This is a genomic window from bacterium (assembly GCA_036382775.1).
Classification (GTDB): Bacteria; Hydrothermota; Tepidihabitantia; order SM23-42; family JAOAFX01; genus DASVHD01.
In genome coordinates this window covers 247459-270258 of the sequence record DASVHD010000035.1, presented here as the reverse complement: position 1 = coordinate 270258, position 22800 = coordinate 247459, and the positions used below count along the sequence as shown (strand labels likewise).

Genomic DNA, 22800 nt, shown 5'->3' with positions numbered 1-22800 from the left:
TAAAATGAGCAAAAATATATGACAAAACGTCAAAAATACGCAAAAAATCATGCAATAACAAACATAAGGAGGAGTCATGGCTAAATTTTTATCAGCAACCTTTATTATCGGGATCATGGTTTTGGTCGTGGGCATTGCCATGTCCAAGACCGATAATGAAATGCGTCTGAATATCCCCCTGGGCGAGTACCAGGGTGAGCTCGGCAAGCGCAAGGTTGAGCTTATCGATCCCCAGGACAGCGTCGTGGGTACGGCTTCCAAGTTTGTGTATGTGAAAAAAGAAAACTATAGCCTGCCCATCACCGTGACAATGAAAGAGAGCGTCGAAGATCTTGATCTGCTGAGGGTACGCGTCACCTTTAAAAGAGACGTCACGGTCTATTCATTATTCCAACTCCAGGACCGGATGATCGTCAAGATCCTCGGCCAGAACGAGTTCATCAAGGGGACGCCGGCGAATTTCCGGATCATCGTGAAGAACCAGCGCAGCAACGAGCCGATCAGCAGCGCCAGGATCAGGGTTATGATCGAGGCTTCAAGCGGCGACAATGAAATTAAAAAGGACGTGTTCGACGGCGTGACCGATAATTCCGGCACGTGCAACACGGTATTTGACATCCCCGACAACGTGGAACAGGCTTCGGTTTATTTCGACGTGACTTCTGATGTCGGTCGCGATACTTTCAACACCAGCATCAAGGTTCTGACCGGCAACATGACCTATCTGGTGACGGATAAACCCATATACCAGCCCGGCCAAACCGTACATATCAGGACCCTGTCCCTGCATAAACCCGAGCTTTCCGCGGTGAAAGAAAAAGAACTGGTTTTCGAAGTGGAAGACAGCAAGGGCAACAAGGTGTTCAAGAAAACAAACAAGACCGATGAATTCGGCGTAGGCTACGTGCAGTTCCTGCTTGCCGACGAGGTGAATTTCGGCAACTACACGATCCGCTCTATCGTGGACGGCGAGAAAATAGAAAAAACGGTCAAGGTCGAGAAATACGTCCTGCCCAAGTTCAAGATCTCGCTCAAGACGGACAAAGAATTCTACCTCCCCGGCGAAAAGATGACCGGCGACGTCGACGTGCAGTACTTCTTCGGCAAGCCGGTTGCCGAGGGCAAGGTAAAAATTTCGGTTTACAGGTTCGATGTCGGATTTAACGAAGAGAGTGTCATCGAAGGAGCGACTGCGACGAGCGGCCTGTACCATTTTGAGTACAAACTGCCCGGGTATTTCGTGGGCGAACCACTGGAAAAAGGCGATGCCTTTGTCCGGCTGGATATCGAGGTCATCGACAAAGCGAACCACAGCGAAAAAGTCAGCTTGACCAAAAAGGTCGTCCAGGACATCATAACCATATCGGTCGTGCCTGAGGGCGGTGCGCTTAAGCCCGGCCTTGAGAACCGGCTTTACGTCCTGGCCAATTATCCGGACGGCTCGCCGTGCACGGCGCAGGTGGAAATGGAGATCGATGGCGCGAAGATGGTCCCGGCCAAGACCGATGAGTTCGGGATCGCCGAATTCTTATGCACGCCCAAGAACAACCAGGTCAAACTCGACGTGCGTGTGACCGACAGTAAGGGCGAATCCGCAAGTTTGAAAAAGGAGTTCTCGCTCGATGTCGACCGCGATCAGATCATCATGCGCATGGCACGCGGCATCTTCAAGGTCGGCGAATCAATAGACCTGCAGTTCTTCACAACCAAGAAAGCCGGCCGCGTGTACCTTGATATTATCAAAGACAACCAGACCGTGCTGACCAAGTCGGTCGCGATCAGTGCTGGTAAAGGTACGCACAAGCTTTACCTGGGCTCTGACCTGAGCGGTTCGATCTGGCTGCACGCGTACATCGTCACGCCAGGCAGCGATATTATCCGCGATACGCGGTTCTGCTTCGTGCACCCGGCGAACGATCTTGTGATCAATGTCAAACCCGATAAGAACGAGTACCTGCCCGGCGAGGACGGTAACATTCTGTTCACGGTAACCGACCGGGCGGGAAAACCCAGGATCGCGGCATTGTGCGTGGCGATCGTCGACGAAGCGGTATTCGCGGTGTCTGAACTGCAGCCGGGCCTGGAAAAAGTATATTTCATGCTTGAAAAAGAAATCATGGAGCCGCGCTACGAGATCCACGGTTTTGAACCGGCAAACATCGTTAAAAAGGGACCGATCGAACCGCGCGCCGAGAACGTGATGTTCTCGACCCTGGTGCCGAAGGAACCTTTCCCGGTCAACTACACGACCCCTTTGGAAGTGAACGAAAAGGTCTATTCCGCGTTCTACAACCGGCTCTACCAGGCGCGGGATAACATATATGGAGCGATCAATAAATATTACGAAAAGCACAATCAATATCCCAAAACCGAAGACGGCATAGCCGTTCTGATCGAAGAGGGAATGCTCAAGGGAAAAGACCTTTATGATCCATGGATGCGCAAGTACCGCGTCACCATACCAGAGGGCAACGAATACTTCTCTTATTTTACGCTCGCGTGCGCGGGTCCTGACGGCGCGTTCGACAATGCCGACGATATAACCGAATGGGGCTGGGGCGGAGGACGCGGTGACATCATGTTCGACGAGGCTGAGATGGCAATGCCCATGGCGGCAGCCGGAGCGCCGCCGCGCATGGAAAAGCGAGCAATGGCAAAGAGCGCGACGATGGATGACCGCAGCCGCGACAAGGATAAGGGCGGTCCGGGCGAGCCGCGGGTGCGTGAGTATTTTCCCGAGACTTTCATATTCGAACCGGCGTTGATAACCGACTACGCCGGAAAGGCGACCCTACCGGTAACCATGCCGGATGCGATAACGACGTGGCGCCTGACCGCTTTTGGTTCCAGCCAGAATGGCGAGCTCGGTTCGCTTCTGTCCCAGATCAAGGTTTTCCAGGAATTTTTCGCCGACATCGACCTGCCGGTCGCGTTGACCCAGGGCGATGAAATATCGATACCGGTCGCGCTCTACAATTATTTGCCCAAGAAGCAGACCATCAAGGTCGAACTGGAGACCGGTGATTGGTTCGATATCCTGGAAAAGAGCGAGATATCAAAGACGCTAAATAAGGACGAAGTGAGCGTGGTCTATTTCCCGATCCGGGTTAAAAAGCTGGGCGTCAATGCTCTGACCGTGAAGGCGTACGGCGAGGCGAAGTCGGACGCGATCAAGCGCAGCATCGAGGTCCTGCCCGACGGCAAGAGGTTCGACGCGATCATATCAGACCGGCTCGAAGGCGCGGTGGCAAAGACCGTGGCATTTCCAGACAACGCGATAGCGGAAGCCAACAAGCTCTATCTCAGGATCTACCCGGGCATCTACTCCCAGGTTGTCGAAGGACTGGACAAGATGCTGGGCATGCCGTACGGGTGCTTTGAGCAAACATCGTCCGTGACCTACCCCAATATCTTGATCCTGAACTACCTGCGTCAGACCGAGCAGATTAAACCCGAGACCGAAATGACGGCCGAACAGTATATAAGCGTCGGCTATCAACGGCTGCTTTCGTTCGAGGTGAGCGGCGGCGGTTTCTCGTGGTTCGGCGACGCGCCGGCCAACAAGATCCTGACCGCGTATGGCGTCATGGAGTTCCACGATATGTCGAAGGTTTACGAGACCGACGAGCGCGTGATCCAGCGGACCGCTCAATGGCTGAAAGATCAACAGGACAAGAACGGTTCCTGGGCTCCTGATCCATCATACCTGCACGAGGAATCATGGGGCAGGATCCAGCACAGCGAGCTGATGCCGACCGCATATATCTGCTGGGCTCTCGGCGAGATCGGCGACAAGGGGAACGAAGTATCGCGCGGGCTCGATTATCTGTACAAGAACCTCGCGTCCGCCAAGGATCCGTATGTGCTGGCCTTGGTCGCCAATGCTTTTGTCGCAGCCGAGCCCAAGTCTGAGCGGACGGTCGAGGTCTGCAAAAAGCTCATTGAAAAAGCCAAACAGGAAAAGGACGTGGTCTGGTGGGAGTCGGAGATCCCGTCAGTGACTTTCAGCCGGGGCAACGGCGCGGATATCGAGGCGACCGGGCTTGCCGCTTATGCGCTGGTGAAGTCCGGAAAATTCAGCGATACGGTGAACAAGGTCCTGACCTACATCATCCGGTCCAAAGACGCCAACGGCATGTGGTACACTACCCAGGGCACGATCATCTGCTTGCGCACGTTGATCGCAGCGATGGGCGGCGCGTCCGAGGATATCAATGCCAGGATCATCGTGAAGGCGAACGGTAAGCAGGTCGACGAACTGAGCGTTGACAAGACTAACGCCGATGTCATGCAGCAGGTCGATCTGACCGGTTACCTGGCCAAGGCGGGCAGCGATAACTCGGTCGAGATCACGGTCAAGGGTGAGGGAAGCTTCCTTTACGAGATCGCGAGCTCCTATTATATCCCGTGGAAAAACCTGCCCAGGCCTCCGATCCCGATGTTCGCGATCGACGTCAAGTACGACCGCACCAAACTCATGATCAATGACATGGTCAACGTCGATGTAAAGATCAAGCTGAACAAGCCGGGTAAGGCGCAAATGGTCATGATCGATCTTGGGCTGCCGCCTGGATTCTCGGTCGAGACGCCGACCCTTGACGAGCATGTCGGCAAAGAGATCCAGAAGTACAGTCTAACATCGCGGCAGATCATAATCTACTTGGAAGAGATCGATTCTGTCAAACCCGTGGCGCTGTCTTACAGCATCAAGGCAAAATACCCGATCAAGGCCCAGGTAATGTCATCGCGGGTCTATGAATACTACAATACCCAGGATGAGGCGATCGCCGAGCCGTTCCTGATGGAAGTAGGGCTGTGATGGTAATCAAGCATTTATCAGAGATCCCAAAAGAGACCCCGGCCATGAAGGGCACAAAGGCTGTGGTCCTGCAATGGCTGATAACCAAGAAGGACGGGGCTCCGCACTGCGCAATGCGAATATTTACGATCGCGCCCGGCGGCGAGATCCCGCTACATAGCCACGCCGATACCGAACACGAGATGTTTATCGTCGAAGGCGAGGCTATTCTCAAGTCAACCGGCGCGGACCAGGTGGTCCGCGCTGGTGATGCGCTGCTGGTCCTGACCGGCGATCAGCACGGCTTTGTGAACGCTTCAGATAAGCCGTTCCGATTCATCTGCGTTATACCAGTATGAACCTTTGGTTCATACTCGATTTCGCCGTTTTTTGATAAAAGTCTTTAATGTACAAACGGCACGCACAAGTCAGCGCCCCGTTTTTCAATAAAATTCCACAATGAGAAACGGGACGTATACTTCAACGCAGTGATAGAAGATCGATTATCCCGTTTTTTTCATTTACTTCTACGATGAGAAAAGGGACGAACAAGTCAACACGGTGATAAATAATTGGATCAGCTAGTCGGGTTTGTATTTTTTGCCCGTCATTTGTCCGATCTTGATACAGCCGATCGCTACTTTATCCAGGTTTGCCTGCTCAAGCGATCTTTTCATGCGTTTGGGATTTTTTTCAAGATGGTCAAGCATGACATTAAGCGCGTCAAGTTTATCCTTTTTTGATCTTAAAAATTTGACTTTTCCGTTAAATTGCACAGACCGGTATTTGTGCGTGCACCGCCCGTTGATATAGCCGCTGTCTGCCAGCACCTGGCACCAAACCACTGGATGAGCTTTCAAAAAATCCATTTTTTTACCTTTGGTCGCGCAGTGAAAGTAAAGGCAGTTTTTTCTTCGGTCAAAACCGTGGTTGACCGTGACCAGGTAAGGTTCGTTGTCCTTACACATGGCAAAGGTCATGTGTTTTTGCTGCCGGATTATTTTAAAGAGTTCACTTTTTTTGGTAATAGCTTTTTCCTGCCAACGCAGGTGATACTTTTTAACCGCCATTTGTCCTCCCGTGCATAATGCATTCTAATCAGATCGTCCATCCTGTCAATGAATCCCGTTTGGCTTGACTTCATGGGCATGGTCATTATAATAAATGAACGCGATGGGCATACTGATCCTTTATGTCTTACCAGCACTTAGCTTGAACTGCGAGGCGTACCGCTTTGACCAGGGATATTCAGAGATCTGGTATACGCTGCCGGCCGCTGATATTTTTTCCTTTGAGGAACTGGAGAGCGCCCGGCCGAACGTAACTAAAAAATACCATTACCGACTGGTCGTTCATTCCAAGAGCAGCGCAGATTCGGCGGTTCATGAAGGCATGAAAAGCGCAACCGTTGATCCAACCCGAAAAAGCGATTACCTGATAGATTTTATCCCGGTTTTTCTCGGCGCCGGCCAGTACCGGTATCAACTGGATATCGACGCTTCCGGCGATCATGCCGAGAAAAATGGCGAGCTTGAGATCTTTTCGGACACGGTCGCGTTCACGTGCAGCGATCTGATCCTTTCAGAAAAGGTGCAAGCCATCTTGCATTTCGCCCGTGAAGGGGTCGAGTTGACCCCGCTGCTGGCTCCTGAATTCGCGCCGCGTGACACCATGATGGTATATACCGAAGCATATGGATTGATCCCGGACAGCCTTTATTTCACGGTTCGATATATCATCGTCGACACCGCGGGTGCGATCGTCTTTTCCCGTGATGAAAAACGGCTGAAGTACGATTTTCGCCAGATCGATACTGCCTTTATCGCAGTGGGTGACATACGACCGGGGCCATACAAGGTCCACGTGGCGATCTATGAGCCGGTGCTGAACAAGATGGTCACGAAGAGCCATTCCCTGGATGTCAAAGAAAGGGCATTGAGCATTGATCTTGACGCTATGACTTACGCTTTTGAGATCGACGTTTTTTTATCGGCCGACGAGTATCGGCAGTTTTGCGATCTTGACCTGTCGGTAAAAAAGAAATATTTAGACAAATTCTGGTCGCGGCACGATTACAAACAGTTCGAAGAACGGCTTATGGAAGCCGACGCGCAATTTTCCACCTCCAATATCATCGGCCGCCGGACGCACCTTGGCAAGTATTATATCCTCAATGGTCCTCCGGATGAAATTGAATATCGACCGATGGAAGCGACCGGTGATCCGTCCCAGGTGTGGCACTACCACACGCGCGGTTTGAGCATTCTCTTTGTTGACAGCGACGGCGACGGCGATTATGATATGAGGGGTAATGTCAATGTTGAAGACGATTTTCTCCGGGATTTCCCCGGGCCCGGGAACGAAGAATAGAAAGGCGCGGTCATGATCATAAAAAACATGAAAGATGGAAGGAAATTAGTTCGATACTGTCTTCTGGCGATGCTGGTAATGGCGGCTTGCGCATCGAATATCCTCGGCGCACGGTATTACCGCCTGCTTGAGCAAGAACGCTCGGTGTTCCTGGGTTTACGCTCGATCGATACAACATTCGCCATGGAATACCTCAACACCCCTTCGGCCGCGGACCGACGTTTTCTGTATGATAGCTATTGGCGCGACAAGGACAGCGCAAGGATGGATTTTGAAGAACGCACCATGTACGCGTTTCGAACGTTCGGCGCGAACGCGCCCCTTAGCGATGAGCGTTTGTCGACGTACGTGAAATACGGCCCGCCGTCCCGGCGCCAGGAAATATCCCCGCAGAAGTTGATAATGATAACGGCCAAAGAAGTTGTGCGGCCCGCTGAGATCTGGTCCTACCGGAGCGCGGGGCTGGAGTTTGATTTCATCCGCATCGCCCGGGCATACAAGATCCTGGTCAAAAGCGAGTTCGGCGATGCTGTGAAATTGCCCTATCTGAAAGAGGACACGATCCCCGTGCCGGCGTCGTTCGATTCCGTGGGGGTACTTGATTATAGCGCGGCGATCGGTCGGTTCCGGCAAAAAATGAACCTGACGCGGTTGGAACTGTACATCAACGTGCCGGTAAAGGACACGACCGGGCTTAAATTCTGCCGGATGATCAAGGTGTTCAACGATCTGGACAGCCTGATCAGCGAGAAAGAGAAGATCGTGTACCCGCAGAACGGGGATTCCGGCATTTTCTGTGACCAATCGAATTTTTGGCTTGAACCTAAAGTATACCGGATCACTCTGGAACTGGCAGACCTGAAAAATAAGCTGGTCGGTAGAGAAGAATTCACGGTCGATCTCCTTGAGTATGCCGCCGATGCGAAGGAGATCAGCGATCTTATCGCCGCGCGTCTCATCGATGAGTCATTTACCGACGAGCGGTTCAGCAAACCCGTAGGCCGGGTCATCCCCATGACCCAGGCCGCGACCGAGGTCAACGTCCCTTTTTATTTCTACCACGAACTGTATAACCTGCAGACCAGTGGTGGCCGGCATCAGTTGCGGACCACTTATGAGATCTACAGCAAGGAGCGCATGAAAAGGGAGATTCTGGATGTCCTTATCCAGGATGAATCAGGGGAGGGCGATATCGCCTACCTGCCCGCAAAGTATCATCCCATGGACCTGCCTGCCGGGAACTATATTGTGGTCGCGCGGGATACTGATCTGCTGAGCGGCAAGGAAAAAACCGCGGTCAGCGAGTTTGAACTCCTGAGCAGGAAAAATATCATGGAATAGCCGCCCCTTGAAGGCGGGTGATAACTATAGTTTGTATTTTATTTTCCGCAAGAATCCATAACGTTCCTTGCGAGCCGCGTTATCCTCTATACCTACTACGGCGGAGCCGTCAATAACGCCGACCACGCCTTTGCCCATTTCATCATCGACCAGAAGCACCTCGACCGGGTTCGCGGTCGCACAAAAGACCGCAAGCACTTCCGGGCACGCTTTTATCCGGTCAAGAACATTGATGGGGAAAGCGTTTTTTATAAAGATGATGAAAAAATGACCGGCGCCGATCGCCCGGGCATATTTTGACGCCAGCGCAGTAAGTTCGTCATCATTGCCTTCATAACGGACAAGGCACGGACCCGAGGCCTCGTTGAAAGCCAGCCCGAAGGCGATCGTCGGTACCGAGTTCACCAGCGCCTCAAAAAGGTCTTCCGCGGTCTTGATGAAATGGCTTTGTCCGCAGATGACATTCGCACCAGGTGGCGTATCGATCTTGATCTTTTTAATGTCCATAAATCCTCCTAACTCCCACCTTATTCCTCCCTTCCCTAGGGACGCCAGTTATTATAATTTTTTCCACGTTGCCTTCAAGGGGGAAGTAGGGGAGATGGTTAGTATCCTATTTCCTTCAAAAATTTCTTATCCTTGCGCCATTGTTCCTTGACCTTGACCCAGAGTTCCAAATAGACCGGGTGGTCGATAAGGACCTCGATATCCTTGCGAGCGGCTTCGCCGATCCGCTTGAGGGCAATTCCCTTTTTACCGATAAGAATGCCTTTCTGTGATTCGCGCTCCACGTAGATCACGGCCCGGATCAGGTCTTTTCCCTCTTCATGCTCCTTGTATTCCTCGATCTGGACGCAGGTCGAATAGGGAATTTCTTCCTTGAATTTCTGGAATATTTTTTCCCGGATGATCTCAGCCACAAAAAACCGCACCGGGCTGTCCGAGATATCATCCTCCGGATACAAGAATGGATTTTCCGGCAGCAAGTCGCAGAGTTTTGACAAGAGCCCCTCAACTCCGGTGCCTGTCAACGCCGACAATGCAATCGCATCGCTGATACCGGATGACGCGATCTCCGAAAGAGCGCGCTTTACCCGGGGTTCGTCAGCAAGGTCGATTTTATTGACAACCGCAATGAATGGCTTGGTGCGAGCGACTTTGGCCAGGTTCTCCGGGAAACGGACAGATCTAAACCAGGGATCGGTGATCCAGACAACAATGTCCGCGTCCTGGATTGCCTGCTGCAGCTGGTGGATCATATTTTCCTGCAGTGGATAATCAGGCGTGATAATGCCGGGCGTGTCGAAAAAACACAGCTGGCATTGCTCACGCACCAGGATCCCAAGGATGCGGTTCCGCGTGGTCTGTGGCTTGGGGCTTACGGCGGAGAGTTTGTTCTTGAGAAGATAGTTGAACAAGGTCGATTTGCCGACATTGGGTTCACCGACCAGGGCGATATAACCGGCTTTCATGTGGCAATGCGGCGAAAATCACGGCGGCCGGCTGATGTGAAGCCGGCCGCCGTGGAATAAAGTGATTTCAAAACCTTAGGCGTCCTTCTTTTCTTCCGGCGGCGCGTCCGCTGGCTTTTCGCTTTCTTCCTCTTTCTTACGCGGACGTTTTATTTTTTTCTCTTCAGCCGGTTTCTCTTCCTGCTTTTCGTCTTTCTTTTCCTCAAAGATCTCTTCCTTGATCTCAAGCAGGTTCTTGTCATCCTTCTTCCTGACGAGCACGGTGAAGATCACGGTATTGCCCGCCCAATAGATCGCGCAGCTCAGCGACGCGACCCCAAGGACGATCAGATAGTAAATTATGCCCAGTACGAACGAAGAGATCGCGCCCGTCCAGGATTCATAGGATGCCATGTATTCAGGAGGAAAGAGCAGGTTGGGCATGCCGATCATCTCGATGTATTTCACGATATTTACCTGTACCCATTCAGGGTATATTGGCGGTATTGCCAGTTTGACATAGTAGGCAGCATTGGCCATGATATTTTCAAGTTTATCGGCCGGCACGATCAAGCCGATGATATTATTGCCGAGGAAGACAGCTTTGGCAGCGAAGAATCCCAGGATCCCGACACCAAGGACGATGACCAGTTTTAAGAGAAATTCATAGACAAGGTACCGCCAAGGCTGGTCATTGATCACGGAGAATGACTCGAAGAGCGTATCGAACGTGTCGTTACCCGTTGCGCCGACGATCGAGGGACCGATCGTCAACGATACCACGGTAACGACCAGGAGATACAATATGAAGATGCTGACAAAAAATGCCGGGATCGCCATGACGGTTAGAAATAGCTGTCCGAAATACGGTATCCGCGTTATCAGGGCGAGGATCAAGCCCATGACAAGGAGTGAAATGATGAACAGGATCAGGACAAAAGGAGCGGCGATCGCGGACTTGCCGTTTTTCATGGCGAATTTAACGGCTTCCCTTATTTCATAGAATTCGTCGCCTTTCAGCTGCTCATAGGTTATTTTTGATACGGCCGTACCGGTGATGAGGTTGACACATATCCACCACAGAACGCCGACCGCGTAGATGATCCAGGCGAACCAGGGCCAAGGGAAATCAGCCGGGTACATGGGCACGAGACGGAAGGCATCCCAGACCGAACCGATATCCGACCCACTAACCATGTATGCGATATACGTCAAAATATCATACCCAATAAACGCAACGAGCAGACCGACGAAAACAACCCACATCTTCTTGGCGCTAAAACCAAGTCTGCCGGCTCTGAAAACATCCTTGAAATTAAAGTGCAAATTGGTCACTTTTCCTCCTTTACTTAAAGCTATTATAACCATATCTATGGGGATTGTCAATAGTAAAAAATAATGTCTTTTTCTTCTAAAATTTATGTTCCTGATATGTGCAATAAGCGATATGCCATAAGCAGTATCGGGGGCCGTCTTGACAATTTCTTGAAATTTAATATACTTATTTATAATATCGAAAAGTATTGGAGGTCCAATGAATTTTGGCTGGCAAGAGATATTACTGATACTCATTATTGTGCTGATCCTTTTTGGTGCGCGGAAAATCCCTGATCTGGCCCGAAGCCTTGGCCGCGGCGTCAAGGAATTCAAGAAAGGCCTGAATGAGATCGAGGCGCCTGAAGATAAGGACAAGCAAAAAAAAGAAGACGAAAATAAAGAAAAATAATCGATAATTCTTTTATGTTCAGCTGCTATCAGCCAATTGGAGAGGTGTCCGAGCGGCCCAAGGAGCACGACTGGAAATCGTGTTTCCGCCGAGAGGTGGAACGCGGGTTCAAATCCCGCCCTCTCCGTTCACTGCGTGAAATGATGACAGAGATTGAAAGGATAGATTACAGCGATTTCTGTTATCTCCGGTATCTATGTGTTTATCGCTGTGATCATCTTTTTGAATGAAAGGAGAAATATGTATTACAATACGGCTAAAGTTTTTTTGATATCGCTCCTGGTTTCCCTGTTCACATCAGTTATTGTCTGTCTTGTTTTCTTTTTCGTCGTGCCGATGACAAGATCGGGCGGTGAGGTTGAAATCCCGAACGTAGTCGGTTCAACGACCGAGCAGGCGCGCGTGATCCTTGAATCGAAAAGTCTGCTGCTGATGGTGGGCGGCGAGGAAGATAACGACAAGTACGGCGAAAACATAATTTTTCGACAGACGCCTCTGCCGGGATCCACCGTGCGCAGCAAATCAACGATCACGGTGTTCATTTCGAAAGGGACGAGCGCCAGCTTTCTTCCCGATCTCAAGGGTATGGGATTGAGCGAAGCGACGGCGCGTCTATCGCAGTTGAACTTGAAGATCGGCGAGGTCAGGACCGAGGAGAACTCAAGCGTGGAGAAGGACAAGATCGTCTCGACCGTGCCGCCCGCAGGTTCGCGCATCAGGAAGGACGATATGATCACGATCGTGCTCAGCAGCGGGGCGCAGCTCGGTGACGTGCCGCGCCTGGTCGGGCGCGCGCTGTCTACTGCCAAACGGCTGATCGAGGAAGGCGGCTTCGAGGTCGGTTCTGTTTCATACGAGGTCAGCACCGAGATCAACGTGGGTATTATCATAAGCCAGTCGCCGAGCGCCGGCACCAAGCTGAAAAAAGGCAGCAAGATCAACCTTGTGGTCGCGACCGTGCTGGAATGAGAAGATTCCTGGTTTACGCCATTTTCGTGCTCCTGTTCTTCGTCATCGGGATCGTCCTTGCCAATTTCATCATCATGCCGGCCATAGTCCGGATGGGTCAGGAAGTTTCGGTGCCGAATGTCTGCAGCCTGCCCCTGGATTCGGCGATCCATGTTCTGAAAACCAAAGGCCTGCAGGGTGTCGTGAAAGAGCGGCGGTACGATCAGATAATTGACGAGGGCAAAGTGATCATTCAGGAGCCGCTTCCGGACACCAAGGTCAAGCGGAGCCGGATCATAAATCTGTCCATCAGCCTGGGGGTGGAGACCGTGACGATGCCATATCTCTTCGGCACAGGTTTTGACAAGGGCAAGCTCATCCTCCAGAACCTCGGCTTACAGATCGAATCGGTCGATTCCGTTGTGTCGGATTCGGTGCCGGCCGGCGGGATTATCAGGACGATCCCGGAGTTCGACAGCGAAGTGAAGAAAGGCGATCTGGTCAAAATTATCATCAGCAAAGGGATCATCCTGAAAATGCCTAATCTCATCGGCATAAAGCTGGAACAAGCCAAGGATGAGCTCAAACGCATAGGCCTGGTCCTGGGCAGCATTGCCGAAGTGGAGGGCAGCGGGACCAAGGGGAACGTAATGGTCCAGGATCCGCAGGCCGACAAAGTTGTGCATGCGGGAGATACAGTAAGTCTGATGATCATCAAGTGAAGGTAGCCCCTTCCATAATCGCGGCCGATTTTACAAAGCTGCACAGTGAGATCCGCGCCGTGGAAAAAGCCCGGCCCCATTATCTGCATCTCGACGTGATGGACGGCGTCTTTGTGCCCAATATCACTTTTGGGCCGATGATCGTCGACGCGATCGACCGGATGACCACGTTGAAACTGGACGTCCATCTCATGATCACCAAACCGGAGCGTTACCTGAAGCAGTTCATTGAAGCCGGCGCCGACCTTGTTTCATTCCACCTTGAAGCGACCAGGAAACCCCGTTACTGTATCCGTTCCATAAGATCGAGCGGCAAAAAAGCCGGGCTTGCGATATCGCCGGGTACGCCGTTCGAACCGGTGATCCCTTACCTGTCGAACTTGGATTTTATCCTCATCATGAGCGTGCATCCCGGATTCTATGGACAGAAATTCATCACGCCGATGCTGAAAAAGATCGAGCAGGCGCGCGCCTACCTGAAGCGGCATCATGAAAAGTACCTGATCGAAGTTGACGGCGGGATCTACGCTGAAAATGCATGCCGGCTCAAATCCGCCGGCGCGGATATCATCGTATCCGGCGCCGGCGTTTTTAAGACCGGCAATTACACGCGGGCGATTGCCCGGCTGCAATGTTCGACGGACTGATCGACCGTTTCCAGATCATTCAGCGAAAAGTCCGGGGCTACGGCCGCATCACCAAGACCGAGGTGGACGCGATCCTGCGCGACATGCGGATCACACTGCTTGAGGCCGACGTTAACTACGCGGTGGTGAAGGATTTCATCGACCGCCTTGCGGTCAAAGCCCAAAACCTTGAACTCTCCAAAAGCCTGAGTCCCGGCGATCTCATTATCAAGGCGGTTTTCGAAGAGCTGACCGCGCTGCTCGGTTCAAGCGTTCATGATCTTGAGTTCGCCAGCGACGGTCTGACGATTATCAACCTGCTGGGATTGCAGGGGGTCGGGAAGACCACGACCGCGGCTAAACTGGCGTATAAGTTTCGGATGAAAAAACCGCTGCTCGTGCCGGCGGACGCCAAGCGGCCGGCCGCCGTTGATCAACTCCGACAGCTGGCTGAGCGGGCCGGTCTGTCATTTTTTCCGCTCCAGGGCGATGACGCGGTGATCACGGTGACGCAAGGCCGGGCATACGCGCGGGAACACGGTCATAACCTGATGGTCATAGATACCGCGGGCCGGTTGCATATCGATGACGGGCTTATCGACGAGTTGAGGGAGATAAACCGGACCATCGCTCCAACCTACCGCCTGCTCGTCGCGGACGGCATGTCGGGCCAGGACGCCGTAAACCAGGCAAAGACGTTCAACGAAAAAGTCGGTCTGGATGGCGCGATCCTGACTAAAATGGATGGCGACGCCAAAGGCGGGGCAGCGCTTTCAATAACCAGCGCCAGCAAAGTGCCGATCTATTATATTGGCACGAGCGAATACCTCGAGGGTCTGGAGGAATTCCGACCGGACCGGATCGCTCAGCGGATACTGGGGATGGGCGACATCGGGAGCCTCGTGGAGAAGGTAAAAACGATAGAGCGGGAGATCGATCAGGAAAAGATGCAGAAGAAGATCGCAAAGGGCGATCTGAACCTTGAAGATTTCATGGGCCAGCTCAAGGCGGTGAAGAAACTCGGCCCCTTGTCGCAGCTCGCGGCGATGATCCCCGGTGCGAAGAGTGCGGACCTGGATGAGAACGAGTTCAAGCGGATCGAAGCGATCATCAATTCGATGACGGCCCAGGAGCGGCAGCGGCCGGATATCCTTGACGGTGCGCGGAAAAAGAGGGTCGCGGCCGGGAGCGGCACGACCATGGCCGACGTGAACCAGTTGCTCAAACAGTTCTTCTACGCGCGCGATCTTTTGAAGAAGATGAGTTTGGGAAAGAAAAAGCAGAAGATGCCGTTCAATTTGCCTGGGAACCAATAAAGGATTATAATCATGAACATGTTGTGTATGATCTGCCTGTTGGCTCAGCCAACGCAGCCACCGTATGAAACAAACCCCGTTAAGATCGTGTTTCGTACCGCGATCACGGTCTATCAGAAGACGCTTTCCGGAGCCCAGGGCGATGTCTGCAATTTCGATCCGTCCTGCTCCCACTACTCACAGGAGGCTTTTTCGAAGTACGGTTTTTTCTGGGGGTCGCTCATGACCGCTGACCGGTTGATGAGATGCCAGCCCGGCGCGGTCAATTACTATAGCCGGTATTACCGCGGTATCAAGAATAACAAGATGTGCGACCCGGTGGAACAGAACTACATCTTCGGCAAGATCGAATGGCATCGATACGAATACGAGGATTCTGCCGGAGCGGAGGATTAGGATTTGATCGCGATAATTTTTTTCATACAAACGCAGACCGACAGCATGACCATCGGTGTCAACATGTTCGAACCCGGGAATGTACTGAAGTTTGCCGATCACATGTTCGAACAGAAAGATTACCAGACCGCGCTGGGTGAATATAAAAGGTGCCAGTTCCTGGGCGATTCGCAGCCTGAATATATCGCCGACCGCGTCATCGAGTGTTTGACAAATTTAAAAAGGTTCGACGAGGCCCTGGAGGAAACCGGGTATTATCAAAGCGGCCCGCGAAAGCAGTACACAAAAGGGTTGATATATTATCTGGCAGGGAGTTATGATTCGTCGCGGTTATATTTAGTAAAGATAGATCTGCCATATATTGACCGGGCGCGCAAGCTCATGGGCTTGGGGTACGCCGAGGAATTCGATTTTCAAAAGGCTAGCGAGTACATTGACCTCCCAGGTCCCGTGCCGCGGTACAAGAACCCGATGCTGGGTGGATTCCTGTCGCTGGTTCCCGGTGCCGGTCATTTCTATTCGGGACGGGTCAGCGACGGCATTTACGCGCTGGTCATCGTCGGCACCGCTTCCGCGTTGAGCTGTTATTATTACAACCGGGACGAAAATATAAAGTTCGGTTTTTGTCTGGGCGCGGCGATCCTTTTCTACGCGGGCAACATCTACGGCGGGATCAACGCGGCGAGGAACTACAATTTCTACCAGAACCTGACATATTTGGAAAAGATAAAAGAAACGGTAAAATGATATTGCTTGTCCTGACACCGGGGTCAAATCTTGACATTATACATATTTCACGTGCAGGCGCCTCGTCCCAATAGTATGGATATTTCACTTATTCTGTTAATTGTAATGTATAATGTAAAGATTTGACCCCATGGTGGTCTTTTTTATTCTTTCGCAGCTCTTCCTCGCCGATTCGCTGTATGCGCATAAATGCTACGACGTCGCTGCGGTCGAGTACAAGCGCGAGCTCTTTTTTTACCCCCAAATGCGCGGCGATATAAAAAATCGCCTGCCCTATGCCGTATCCCTGGTCAAGAGCGGCAATCAGGCGTGCCTGGAAGAACTCGAGAACTTGTGCCGGGATTTTCCCCAACTCGACAGTGATGTTCGGGTGTCGATCGCCAAATGTTACATAAAACAGGGCTACTATTACACGGCGGCCGATCTCCTGTCACCGACCGCCGAACACCGGCTGCTGGGATATACCATGCTGCTGGATGAAAGATATGCCGAGGCCCGCGATCTATTCGCCGTTCATGGCGATACCGCCCTGGCGGGCGAGGTCGAGCGGTATATTTCAAGCCCTAAAAAATCGGTCATGAAAGCGACGCTGCTCTCGTTCGTAGTACCCGGGCTCGGACAGGTCTACGCGGGCAATGTAAAGCGCGGCATCATGGATTTCACGTTCACGGTCGGTGCCGCCTATCTGATGTATGATGCGTTCCATGACAAGCGGTATGTCGACGCCAGCCTGATCTTCTCCTTTTTGTTCAACCGTTTTTATGTCGGTTCGATCTCCAACGCGCAGAGGCTGGCGCTGGCACGCAACGAGCAGGCAAAAGATAAATGGGTTTATGATGTGAACGCAAAATACTTTAAAGATCTGGACGATGAACCTTGACCCCGTTAGAGAAAACCACCGACAAGGTCGGTTGAATGCATTTAAGAACGGCGGTAGTATAAAGCCAACGTCGCGCAGTGCCCTTGTCAGAGGACGAAGTTCTATAACGGGGTTGACTTGGAATGGAATTTCATTATAATAATAGCACATTAAAGGAGGAGCGATATGATCGAACGGATTAAAAATATTTTGTTCAGCCCCAAGACCGAATGGGATAAGATCAAGACCGAGACCACGAATACCATGCAGGTCTTTACGGGTTACGCGATACCCCTGGCGCTGATCGCACCAGTGTTTGGATTACTCGGATTGGCCATCATCGGCCAGCGGTACGGTTTTGGTCCGATATCCGGGGTCTTTAGGATTCCTATCACCTATGCGATCGTATGGGCAGTGGTATACTACATTTTATACCTGGTCTCGCTATTTGTCCAAGGCATTATCATCAACGCGCTGGCGCCCGCCTTTGGTTCCAAACCGAGTTCGATCAATGCACTGAAGGTCGCGGTCTACTCAGCGACACCCGGAATGCTGGCGGGTGTTCTTCAGATCATACCGGCGCTTGGCATATTGGTTTTCCTGTGTTCGCTATACGGATTGTATCTGCTGTATCTGGGTCTACCCATCATGATGGAGACGCCAAAAGATAAACTGATCGGATATTTCGTGGTCATTATCATTGTCATGATCGTGCTGTACTTTGTCATCGGCGCCATTGCCGGCGCGGTTCTGGCTGCGACCTGGAGGCCGATCTTTTAGGACGCAGAGGGCGTAGAGAAAGCAGCAGACCGCAAAGAAAGCGGAGAAAATTAGACGCAGAGGATTTTTTCCTCTGCGTTTTTTTGTTGTGATCAGGCTTACCCCATGGAATATTTCTCGTGCTGACATGTAATATCATATACCAGGAGGTAACATGCAACCACTTATTGCGGTCTTGATGATGAGCATTTCTTTAAACAATGCCGGCAGCGTGAACGGCAAATATGTCAACCTGCTTTACACCATCAGCATGCCCGAAGATAAAGCCAGTTACGGTGCTTACTGCGAGTGGGGGTACTGGGCAGGAGACTCCTACGGAACCGAGACCGGTCTCAAGCCCGGCTTCTGGGTCTATGTGTATCCAAACTGGTACGTATGGGAAAAACTGTCGGCCGAGAACGATGTTGACACAAGGGCGTACGTGAAAGACAAATACCGTGTGCTTTTGCATGTGTTCAGCGTGCCCGGTGATGCTGGATCTTACGGCCAGATATATGACTATGGCTTTGCCGAATGTTATTCATATGCCGGACATGAGAACCTGACGCCAGGTTACTGGGTATATGTCCAGCCCAACTGGTATGTCTGGGCTGAGGTCAATGAAAATGTTTTCGCCGGTTCAACCTGAGGCGGCAGCTGCAAGGGCGAGGTTAAGTTATAACTTCTGACGTTTTTATGTCAATGCAAGGAATCCCGCATCCTTAGTCTTTTAAACAATAAAAAAGCGGGAGACGAAGCAATCTCATGACCGAAAGATAAAACTGGAATTGCTTCCCCTCGTTCCTCGGGACTCCAGCCATTTTTTTATCATAATTGTTAAGGTTGCGCACCTAGATCGCTCGCAATGACACAAGGACTGGGATTGTTTCCCCTCGTTCCTCGGGACTCCGGTTTCCCCCCACCCTTACCCTCCCCCGCGAGAGGGGAGGAAAAAGGAGGGGGTGTAAGGTTGCGCACAAAAAATGCTCGCAATGAGCAGGAAGGGATGATACAAGTATTCTTAACGGACTATCCTGGTCCCGGCCGTGCCCTTAAGGGCGGCCGCGGATCTTCCCATCGACGTGATGATCACCTCTTCGCCGCCGCCCTCTAAAAAATTAATGGCTGCTTCGATCTTCGGCCCCATGCTGCCGGCTGGGAATTGTCCCTCAGCATGGTATTGTTTGATCTCGGAGAGAGTGGCCCCGGTCAGCTTTTTCTGGCCGGCTTTCTTAAAATTCATGAATACATTCTCGACATTAGTCAGGATCATCAGGGTTTGGGCTCGGATATCATGCGCCAGTACGGCTGAAGCCCGGTCCTTGTCAATGACCGCGTCGATGCCCTCATAGGTCCCGTCGCTCTCGATATAGACCGGGATGCCGCCGCCGCCGGCAGCGATGACAACAACCCCCTGGTCTACCAATTGCTGGATGATTTTGCGGTTTATGATGCTCAAGGGTACGGGCGAAGGCACGACCCTCCTGTAGCCCCGGCCCGAATCGTCTTTGAGCACCCATTCGAATGTAACCGCCAGCATTTCAGCCTGTTCCCCGGTATAGAAAGGGCCGATGAACTTGGTGGGATTGGCGATCGACGGGTCATTGGGATCAACAATGACCTGGGTGATAATGGTCGCGACGTTGCGGTCAATGCCCAGTTTATGGAGCTTGTTCTGAAGGCTCTGCTCGATCATGTAACCCATGCCACCCTCGGTATCGGCGACGATCACGCCCAGGGGTAGAGCCGGGATCTCCCTGGCTGTCCGTTCAACCCGGAGCAGGGCGTTACCGACCTGCGGACCGTTGCCATGGGTGATCGCGCAGTGGTAATCTGACTGTATGAGTTCAACTATTCCCTCAAGGCTCTTGCGGGTATTGGCGAACTGCTCGTGAATATCTTCCTTGCCCGTTGACGAAATGGCATTTCCGCCCAGGGCGATGACCGCTTTTTTTATCCCCATATAATACTATATTATATAAATATGACCGATATGTCAAGCTTTTCCAAAATCTGCCTCTTGATTTTTTTTCAATAGTGTATATTATTATTTTAATGAAAAGTGTGGAAGGTAGAGTATGGGCTGAGATCTATCTTGACCGGCTCATCCATAATTACAATATCATCAGAAAAGCAGCGAAAAATGCTCAAGTAATGGCGGCGATCAAAGCCGATGCTTACGGACACGGTGCCGTGGAAGTGGCAAAGACGCTTGAAGCGCAGGGGATCGAAATGTTCGGCGTCGCCAGTATCGAGGAAGGGGTGGAACTAAGGGAAGCCGGCATTACTTCGAAGATCCTGATCCTAAGCCCGATCCTGTACAACCAGATCGATACCGCGATTGAATACCGGCTGATGCCTACGATCTCGGAACTCAACTTCTTTAAGAAACTGAATGACAAATTAATGCGTTTGAAAAGACCGCTGACCGTGCATGTTGAGATCGATACGGGCATGACGAGAACGGGTCTGCCATATCGTGACGCCGAGGACGCGCTGCTGCGTTTTGGGAGATCACCCTTGATCAGGATCGAGGGCATCTTTTCGCATTTTCCGCTGGCCGATGGCGATGGTGCGTTTTCTAAAAAACAGATCGAGGATTTTACTGAACTCATGAAAAAAATCAGCCGGCAGGGTCAAAAGATCGACTTTTATCACATCGCGAACTCAGCCGGTATCTTCAGATATGCACGGTCGCATTTCAACCTGGTGCGGCCCGGTCTTTCGCTTTACGGCCTGAAACCGTCATCCCACACGCTGAACGATGATTTCCGGCCGGTAATGGCATTGAAATCAAGGATCGTCAACATCCATACTGTTCCGGCCCGGACACCGATCAGCTACGGTCATACGTACCGGACCAAAAAGAAGAGCACGATCGCCACGCTGAGCGTGGGGTATGGCGACGGGTATCCGCGGATGCTGTCAAACACGGGCGCGGTGCTTTATCAGGGGCAGAAGGCGCCGATCGTGGGCGCCATCTGCATGGACCTTATGATGGTGGATGTTTCCCGGGTCCCCGAGGTCCGTATTGGCGATGTCGTCACGCTGATCGGTCAGGACAGCGGTGTTGAGATCTCGGCCGAGGAATGTGCGGCAAAATGTCGAACCATTGTTTATGAGCTTACCTCCGGCATCGGGCCCAGGGTGGCTCGTTTATATAAGTACCGGAGCAGGATCGTAAGCATAAGAAATCTTTTGGGAAGATGGAGAAATCAGTAATAGAACCAGATGTTTCATTAAAGGAGGTAAAATGAAAAGGCTGATTCTTATTCTGTTCTTAGTGTTCTTGAGCGTCGCTCAGGAAACAACCCACACGGTAAAACCAGATGATACGCTCTGGGACATTGCTGGGTTCTATTATCAGAATCCGTTTTTATGGCCCTATATATGGCGCGCCAATCTGACGAAGATCGAGGATCCCCATTGGATCTACCCGGATCAGGTCTTCGTGATCCCGCCCTCGCCGGAAGAAAGCGTTTCCGTGGTCCCGGCCATGGCGCCGACCGAGGAATACGTTTCCGTGGCTATGCCGCCCACCGTCACCAAGCCCGCGGCCGAGGTGATATCGGTCGTGGAGGCCGAACAGCGGATCTGGAGCGAACCCATGATCCACCGCGCCGGGCTTATTATCAGAGAGGACTTGCCGTACTGGGGCAAGATCGTCGGCACTGAACCGCAAGGCGACAAGATCATTGTTACCTTTGACAAAATATATATTGACCGCGCAGCAGACGTTAAGGCAGGCGATATGCTTACGGTTTACCGCTATGGCGCCGGCCTGTCAAGTCCCAAAACGGGCGAATATCTTGGCAAAGAGATCATCGTTCTGGGAAAGGTCGAGGTCGCTGAGGTTGGAGAAGAAGGCTCCCGCTGCAAGACGGTAGCTTCGTACGATATCATAAAGAACGGCGATTTTGTCACCCCCTATGAGCCCTTGCTGGCGCCGCAAAATGTCACTTTAGTCGCGACCACGAAGGAACTTGATGCCTATGTGGTGGCGGTAAAGGCTTTTTCCGAAATAACACCGCCGCACGTGCTGGTCTATATCGACCAGGGGGAAGAAGCCGAGGTGGCGGTCGGTGATATGTTCGATCTATACCAGGAGCGGAACGTCGGCGGCAAGAAACAGCCCGATTATACGATCGGAAAGATCCAGATCGTGAGCGTGTTCGAGAAGGCGTCGATCGGCCTTTTGTTGAACGAACTGGATGTGCTCAAGATAAAACGCGGAGAGAGGTGCCGGCTGACCATGGAGTCGCGATGAGAGAGAAGGAAGCGCTTAGTCAGGTTTACTTGTTCCGCGAGCTGACTCCAAGCGAGATGGACATCCTCATTTCGATCTCCAAAGAACGGCGGCTTAAGAAAAACGAGATCATCTTCAAGGAAGGCGACAGCGGCGATGCTTTTTTTCTCATCGTATCCGGGAGCATCCGCATCTCCACGATCGTGCCGGGCGTCGGTGAAGAAGCATTGACGGTTTTGAGGGAAGGCGAGTATTTCGGGGAGATGGCTTTGATCGACGATGCTCCGCGTTCCGCGTCCGCCATTGCCAACGACGATACGATCGTGCTGTCGATCGGCAAGGATGATTTCCGAAGGTTGCTGGCCCAGGAAACGGGCATTGCGTACAAATTGCTCTGGGTCTTCACCAAGACGCTGTCAGCTCGGTTGAGGAAAACGGATGAGCAATTGAAAAGCATCTTGTCAATTGCCAAAACGTTCTAAAATTCAGGAGAAG

Annotated in this window: 22 protein-coding genes and 1 tRNA gene; 18 read left to right on the top strand and 5 right to left on the bottom strand. The window is 51.9% G+C overall.

The features are described from left to right. Positions 1-76 precede the first annotated feature (76 nt). Complete coding sequence (locus VF399_08785; GenBank protein ID HEX7320435.1) at positions 77-4819, top strand: alpha-2-macroglobulin family protein; 4743 nt, start codon at positions 77-79, stop codon at positions 4817-4819. After that, positions 4819-5157 carry a cupin domain-containing protein gene (locus tag VF399_08780; protein ID HEX7320434.1) on the top strand — a complete coding sequence of 113 codons (339 nt, stop codon included), beginning with the start codon at positions 4819-4821 and terminating at the stop codon, positions 5155-5157. Before VF399_08785 ends, VF399_08780 begins: the two co-directional genes overlap by 1 nt. 222 nt (positions 5158-5379) lie before the next feature. Here the strand turns inward: VF399_08780 and VF399_08775 are convergent, their stop codons facing one another. Next, on the bottom strand, positions 5380-5868 hold the full coding sequence (locus VF399_08775) for a pyridoxamine 5'-phosphate oxidase family protein (GenBank protein HEX7320433.1): 489 nt from the start codon (positions 5866-5868) through the stop codon (positions 5380-5382). A 94-nt stretch (positions 5869-5962) separates the two neighbouring features. Between VF399_08775 and VF399_08770 the strand changes: the two genes are divergently transcribed. Both VF399_08770 and VF399_08765 read left to right on the top strand, forming a co-directional pair. After that, complete coding sequence (locus VF399_08770; protein HEX7320432.1) at positions 5963-7168, top strand: GWxTD domain-containing protein; 1206 nt, start codon at positions 5963-5965, stop codon at positions 7166-7168. 12 nt (positions 7169-7180) lie between these two features. After that, positions 7181-8509 carry a hypothetical protein gene (locus VF399_08765; GenBank protein ID HEX7320431.1) on the top strand — a complete coding sequence of 443 codons (1329 nt, stop codon included), beginning with the start codon at positions 7181-7183 and terminating at the stop codon, positions 8507-8509. A gap of 24 nt (positions 8510-8533) precedes the next feature. Here VF399_08765 and VF399_08760 read toward each other — a convergent pair whose 3' ends face one another. From VF399_08760 to VF399_08750, 3 genes are all read right to left on the bottom strand, one after another. Then, complete coding sequence (locus VF399_08760) at positions 8534-9016, bottom strand: adenosine-specific kinase (protein ID HEX7320430.1); 483 nt, start codon at positions 9014-9016, stop codon at positions 8534-8536. A 98-nt stretch (positions 9017-9114) separates the two neighbouring features. Further along, positions 9115-9981, bottom strand: a complete 867-nt coding sequence (gene era / locus VF399_08755) for a GTPase Era (protein ID HEX7320429.1) — start codon at positions 9979-9981, stop codon at positions 9115-9117. 75 nt (positions 9982-10056) lie between these two features. Beyond that, positions 10057-11295: a hypothetical protein gene (locus tag VF399_08750; protein ID HEX7320428.1), complete on the bottom strand. Its 1239-nt coding sequence runs from the start codon at positions 11293-11295 to the stop codon at positions 10057-10059. Positions 11296-11494: 199 nt separating this feature from the next. Between VF399_08750 and VF399_08745 the strand changes: the two genes are divergently transcribed. The 11 genes from VF399_08745 (at position 11495) to VF399_08695 (ending at position 18708) form a co-directional block, all read left to right on the top strand. Further along, positions 11495-11686, top strand: coding sequence for a twin-arginine translocase TatA/TatE family subunit (locus VF399_08745; GenBank protein ID HEX7320427.1), 192 nt, complete (start codon positions 11495-11497; stop codon positions 11684-11686). 38 nt (positions 11687-11724) lie between these two features. Next, positions 11725-11813 (top strand) — tRNA-Ser (locus tag VF399_08740). Between the two features lie 113 nt (positions 11814-11926). Next, complete coding sequence (locus VF399_08735) at positions 11927-12655, top strand: PASTA domain-containing protein (protein HEX7320426.1); 729 nt, start codon at positions 11927-11929, stop codon at positions 12653-12655. Then, complete coding sequence (locus tag VF399_08730) at positions 12652-13356, top strand: PASTA domain-containing protein (GenBank protein ID HEX7320425.1); 705 nt, start codon at positions 12652-12654, stop codon at positions 13354-13356. Before VF399_08735 ends, VF399_08730 begins: the two co-directional genes overlap by 4 nt. Further along, entirely contained in the window at positions 13353-14003 is a 651-nt protein-coding gene (gene rpe, locus VF399_08725; protein HEX7320424.1) for a ribulose-phosphate 3-epimerase, read from the top strand. Before VF399_08730 ends, rpe begins: the two co-directional genes overlap by 4 nt. Next, positions 13988-15298, top strand: a complete 1311-nt coding sequence (gene ffh, locus VF399_08720; protein ID HEX7320423.1) for a signal recognition particle protein — start codon at positions 13988-13990, stop codon at positions 15296-15298. Before rpe ends, ffh begins: the two co-directional genes overlap by 16 nt. A gap of 12 nt (positions 15299-15310) precedes the next feature. After that, on the top strand, positions 15311-15694 hold the full coding sequence (yidD, locus tag VF399_08715) for a membrane protein insertion efficiency factor YidD (GenBank protein ID HEX7320422.1): 384 nt from the start codon (positions 15311-15313) through the stop codon (positions 15692-15694). A 3-nt stretch (positions 15695-15697) separates the two neighbouring features. Continuing rightward, positions 15698-16441 (top strand): hypothetical protein, encoded by a 744-nt coding sequence (locus VF399_08710; protein HEX7320421.1) that lies wholly within the window; start codon positions 15698-15700, stop codon positions 16439-16441. A 130-nt stretch (positions 16442-16571) separates the two neighbouring features. After that, on the top strand, positions 16572-17321 hold the full coding sequence (locus VF399_08705; GenBank protein HEX7320420.1) for a hypothetical protein: 750 nt from the start codon (positions 16572-16574) through the stop codon (positions 17319-17321). Between the two features lie 165 nt (positions 17322-17486). Next, positions 17487-18080 (top strand): YIP1 family protein, encoded by a 594-nt coding sequence (locus tag VF399_08700; GenBank protein ID HEX7320419.1) that lies wholly within the window; start codon positions 17487-17489, stop codon positions 18078-18080. Positions 18081-18234: 154 nt separating this feature from the next. Further along, positions 18235-18708, top strand: coding sequence for a hypothetical protein (locus tag VF399_08695; protein ID HEX7320418.1), 474 nt, complete (start codon positions 18235-18237; stop codon positions 18706-18708). Between the two features lie 372 nt (positions 18709-19080). Here VF399_08695 and arcC read toward each other — a convergent pair whose 3' ends face one another. Continuing rightward, positions 19081-20022: a carbamate kinase gene (arcC, locus tag VF399_08690; GenBank protein ID HEX7320417.1), complete on the bottom strand. Its 942-nt coding sequence runs from the start codon at positions 20020-20022 to the stop codon at positions 19081-19083. Between the two features lie 92 nt (positions 20023-20114). On the opposite strand from arcC, the gene alr reads away from it, so the two are divergent. Genes alr through VF399_08675 form a run of 3 tightly spaced genes read left to right on the top strand, consistent with a single transcriptional unit; the run spans position 20115 to position 22787 of the window. After that, the gene (gene alr / locus VF399_08685; GenBank protein HEX7320416.1) at positions 20115-21281 is read left to right on the top strand and encodes an alanine racemase; all 1167 of its coding nucleotides are present in this window, start codon (positions 20115-20117) and stop codon (positions 21279-21281) included. A 31-nt stretch (positions 21282-21312) separates the two neighbouring features. After that, positions 21313-22326, top strand: coding sequence for a LysM peptidoglycan-binding domain-containing protein (locus VF399_08680; protein HEX7320415.1), 1014 nt, complete (start codon positions 21313-21315; stop codon positions 22324-22326). Further along, positions 22323-22787, top strand: a complete 465-nt coding sequence (locus VF399_08675) for a cyclic nucleotide-binding domain-containing protein (GenBank protein HEX7320414.1) — start codon at positions 22323-22325, stop codon at positions 22785-22787. Before VF399_08680 ends, VF399_08675 begins: the two co-directional genes overlap by 4 nt. The last annotated feature ends 13 nt before the right edge of the window (positions 22788-22800 follow it).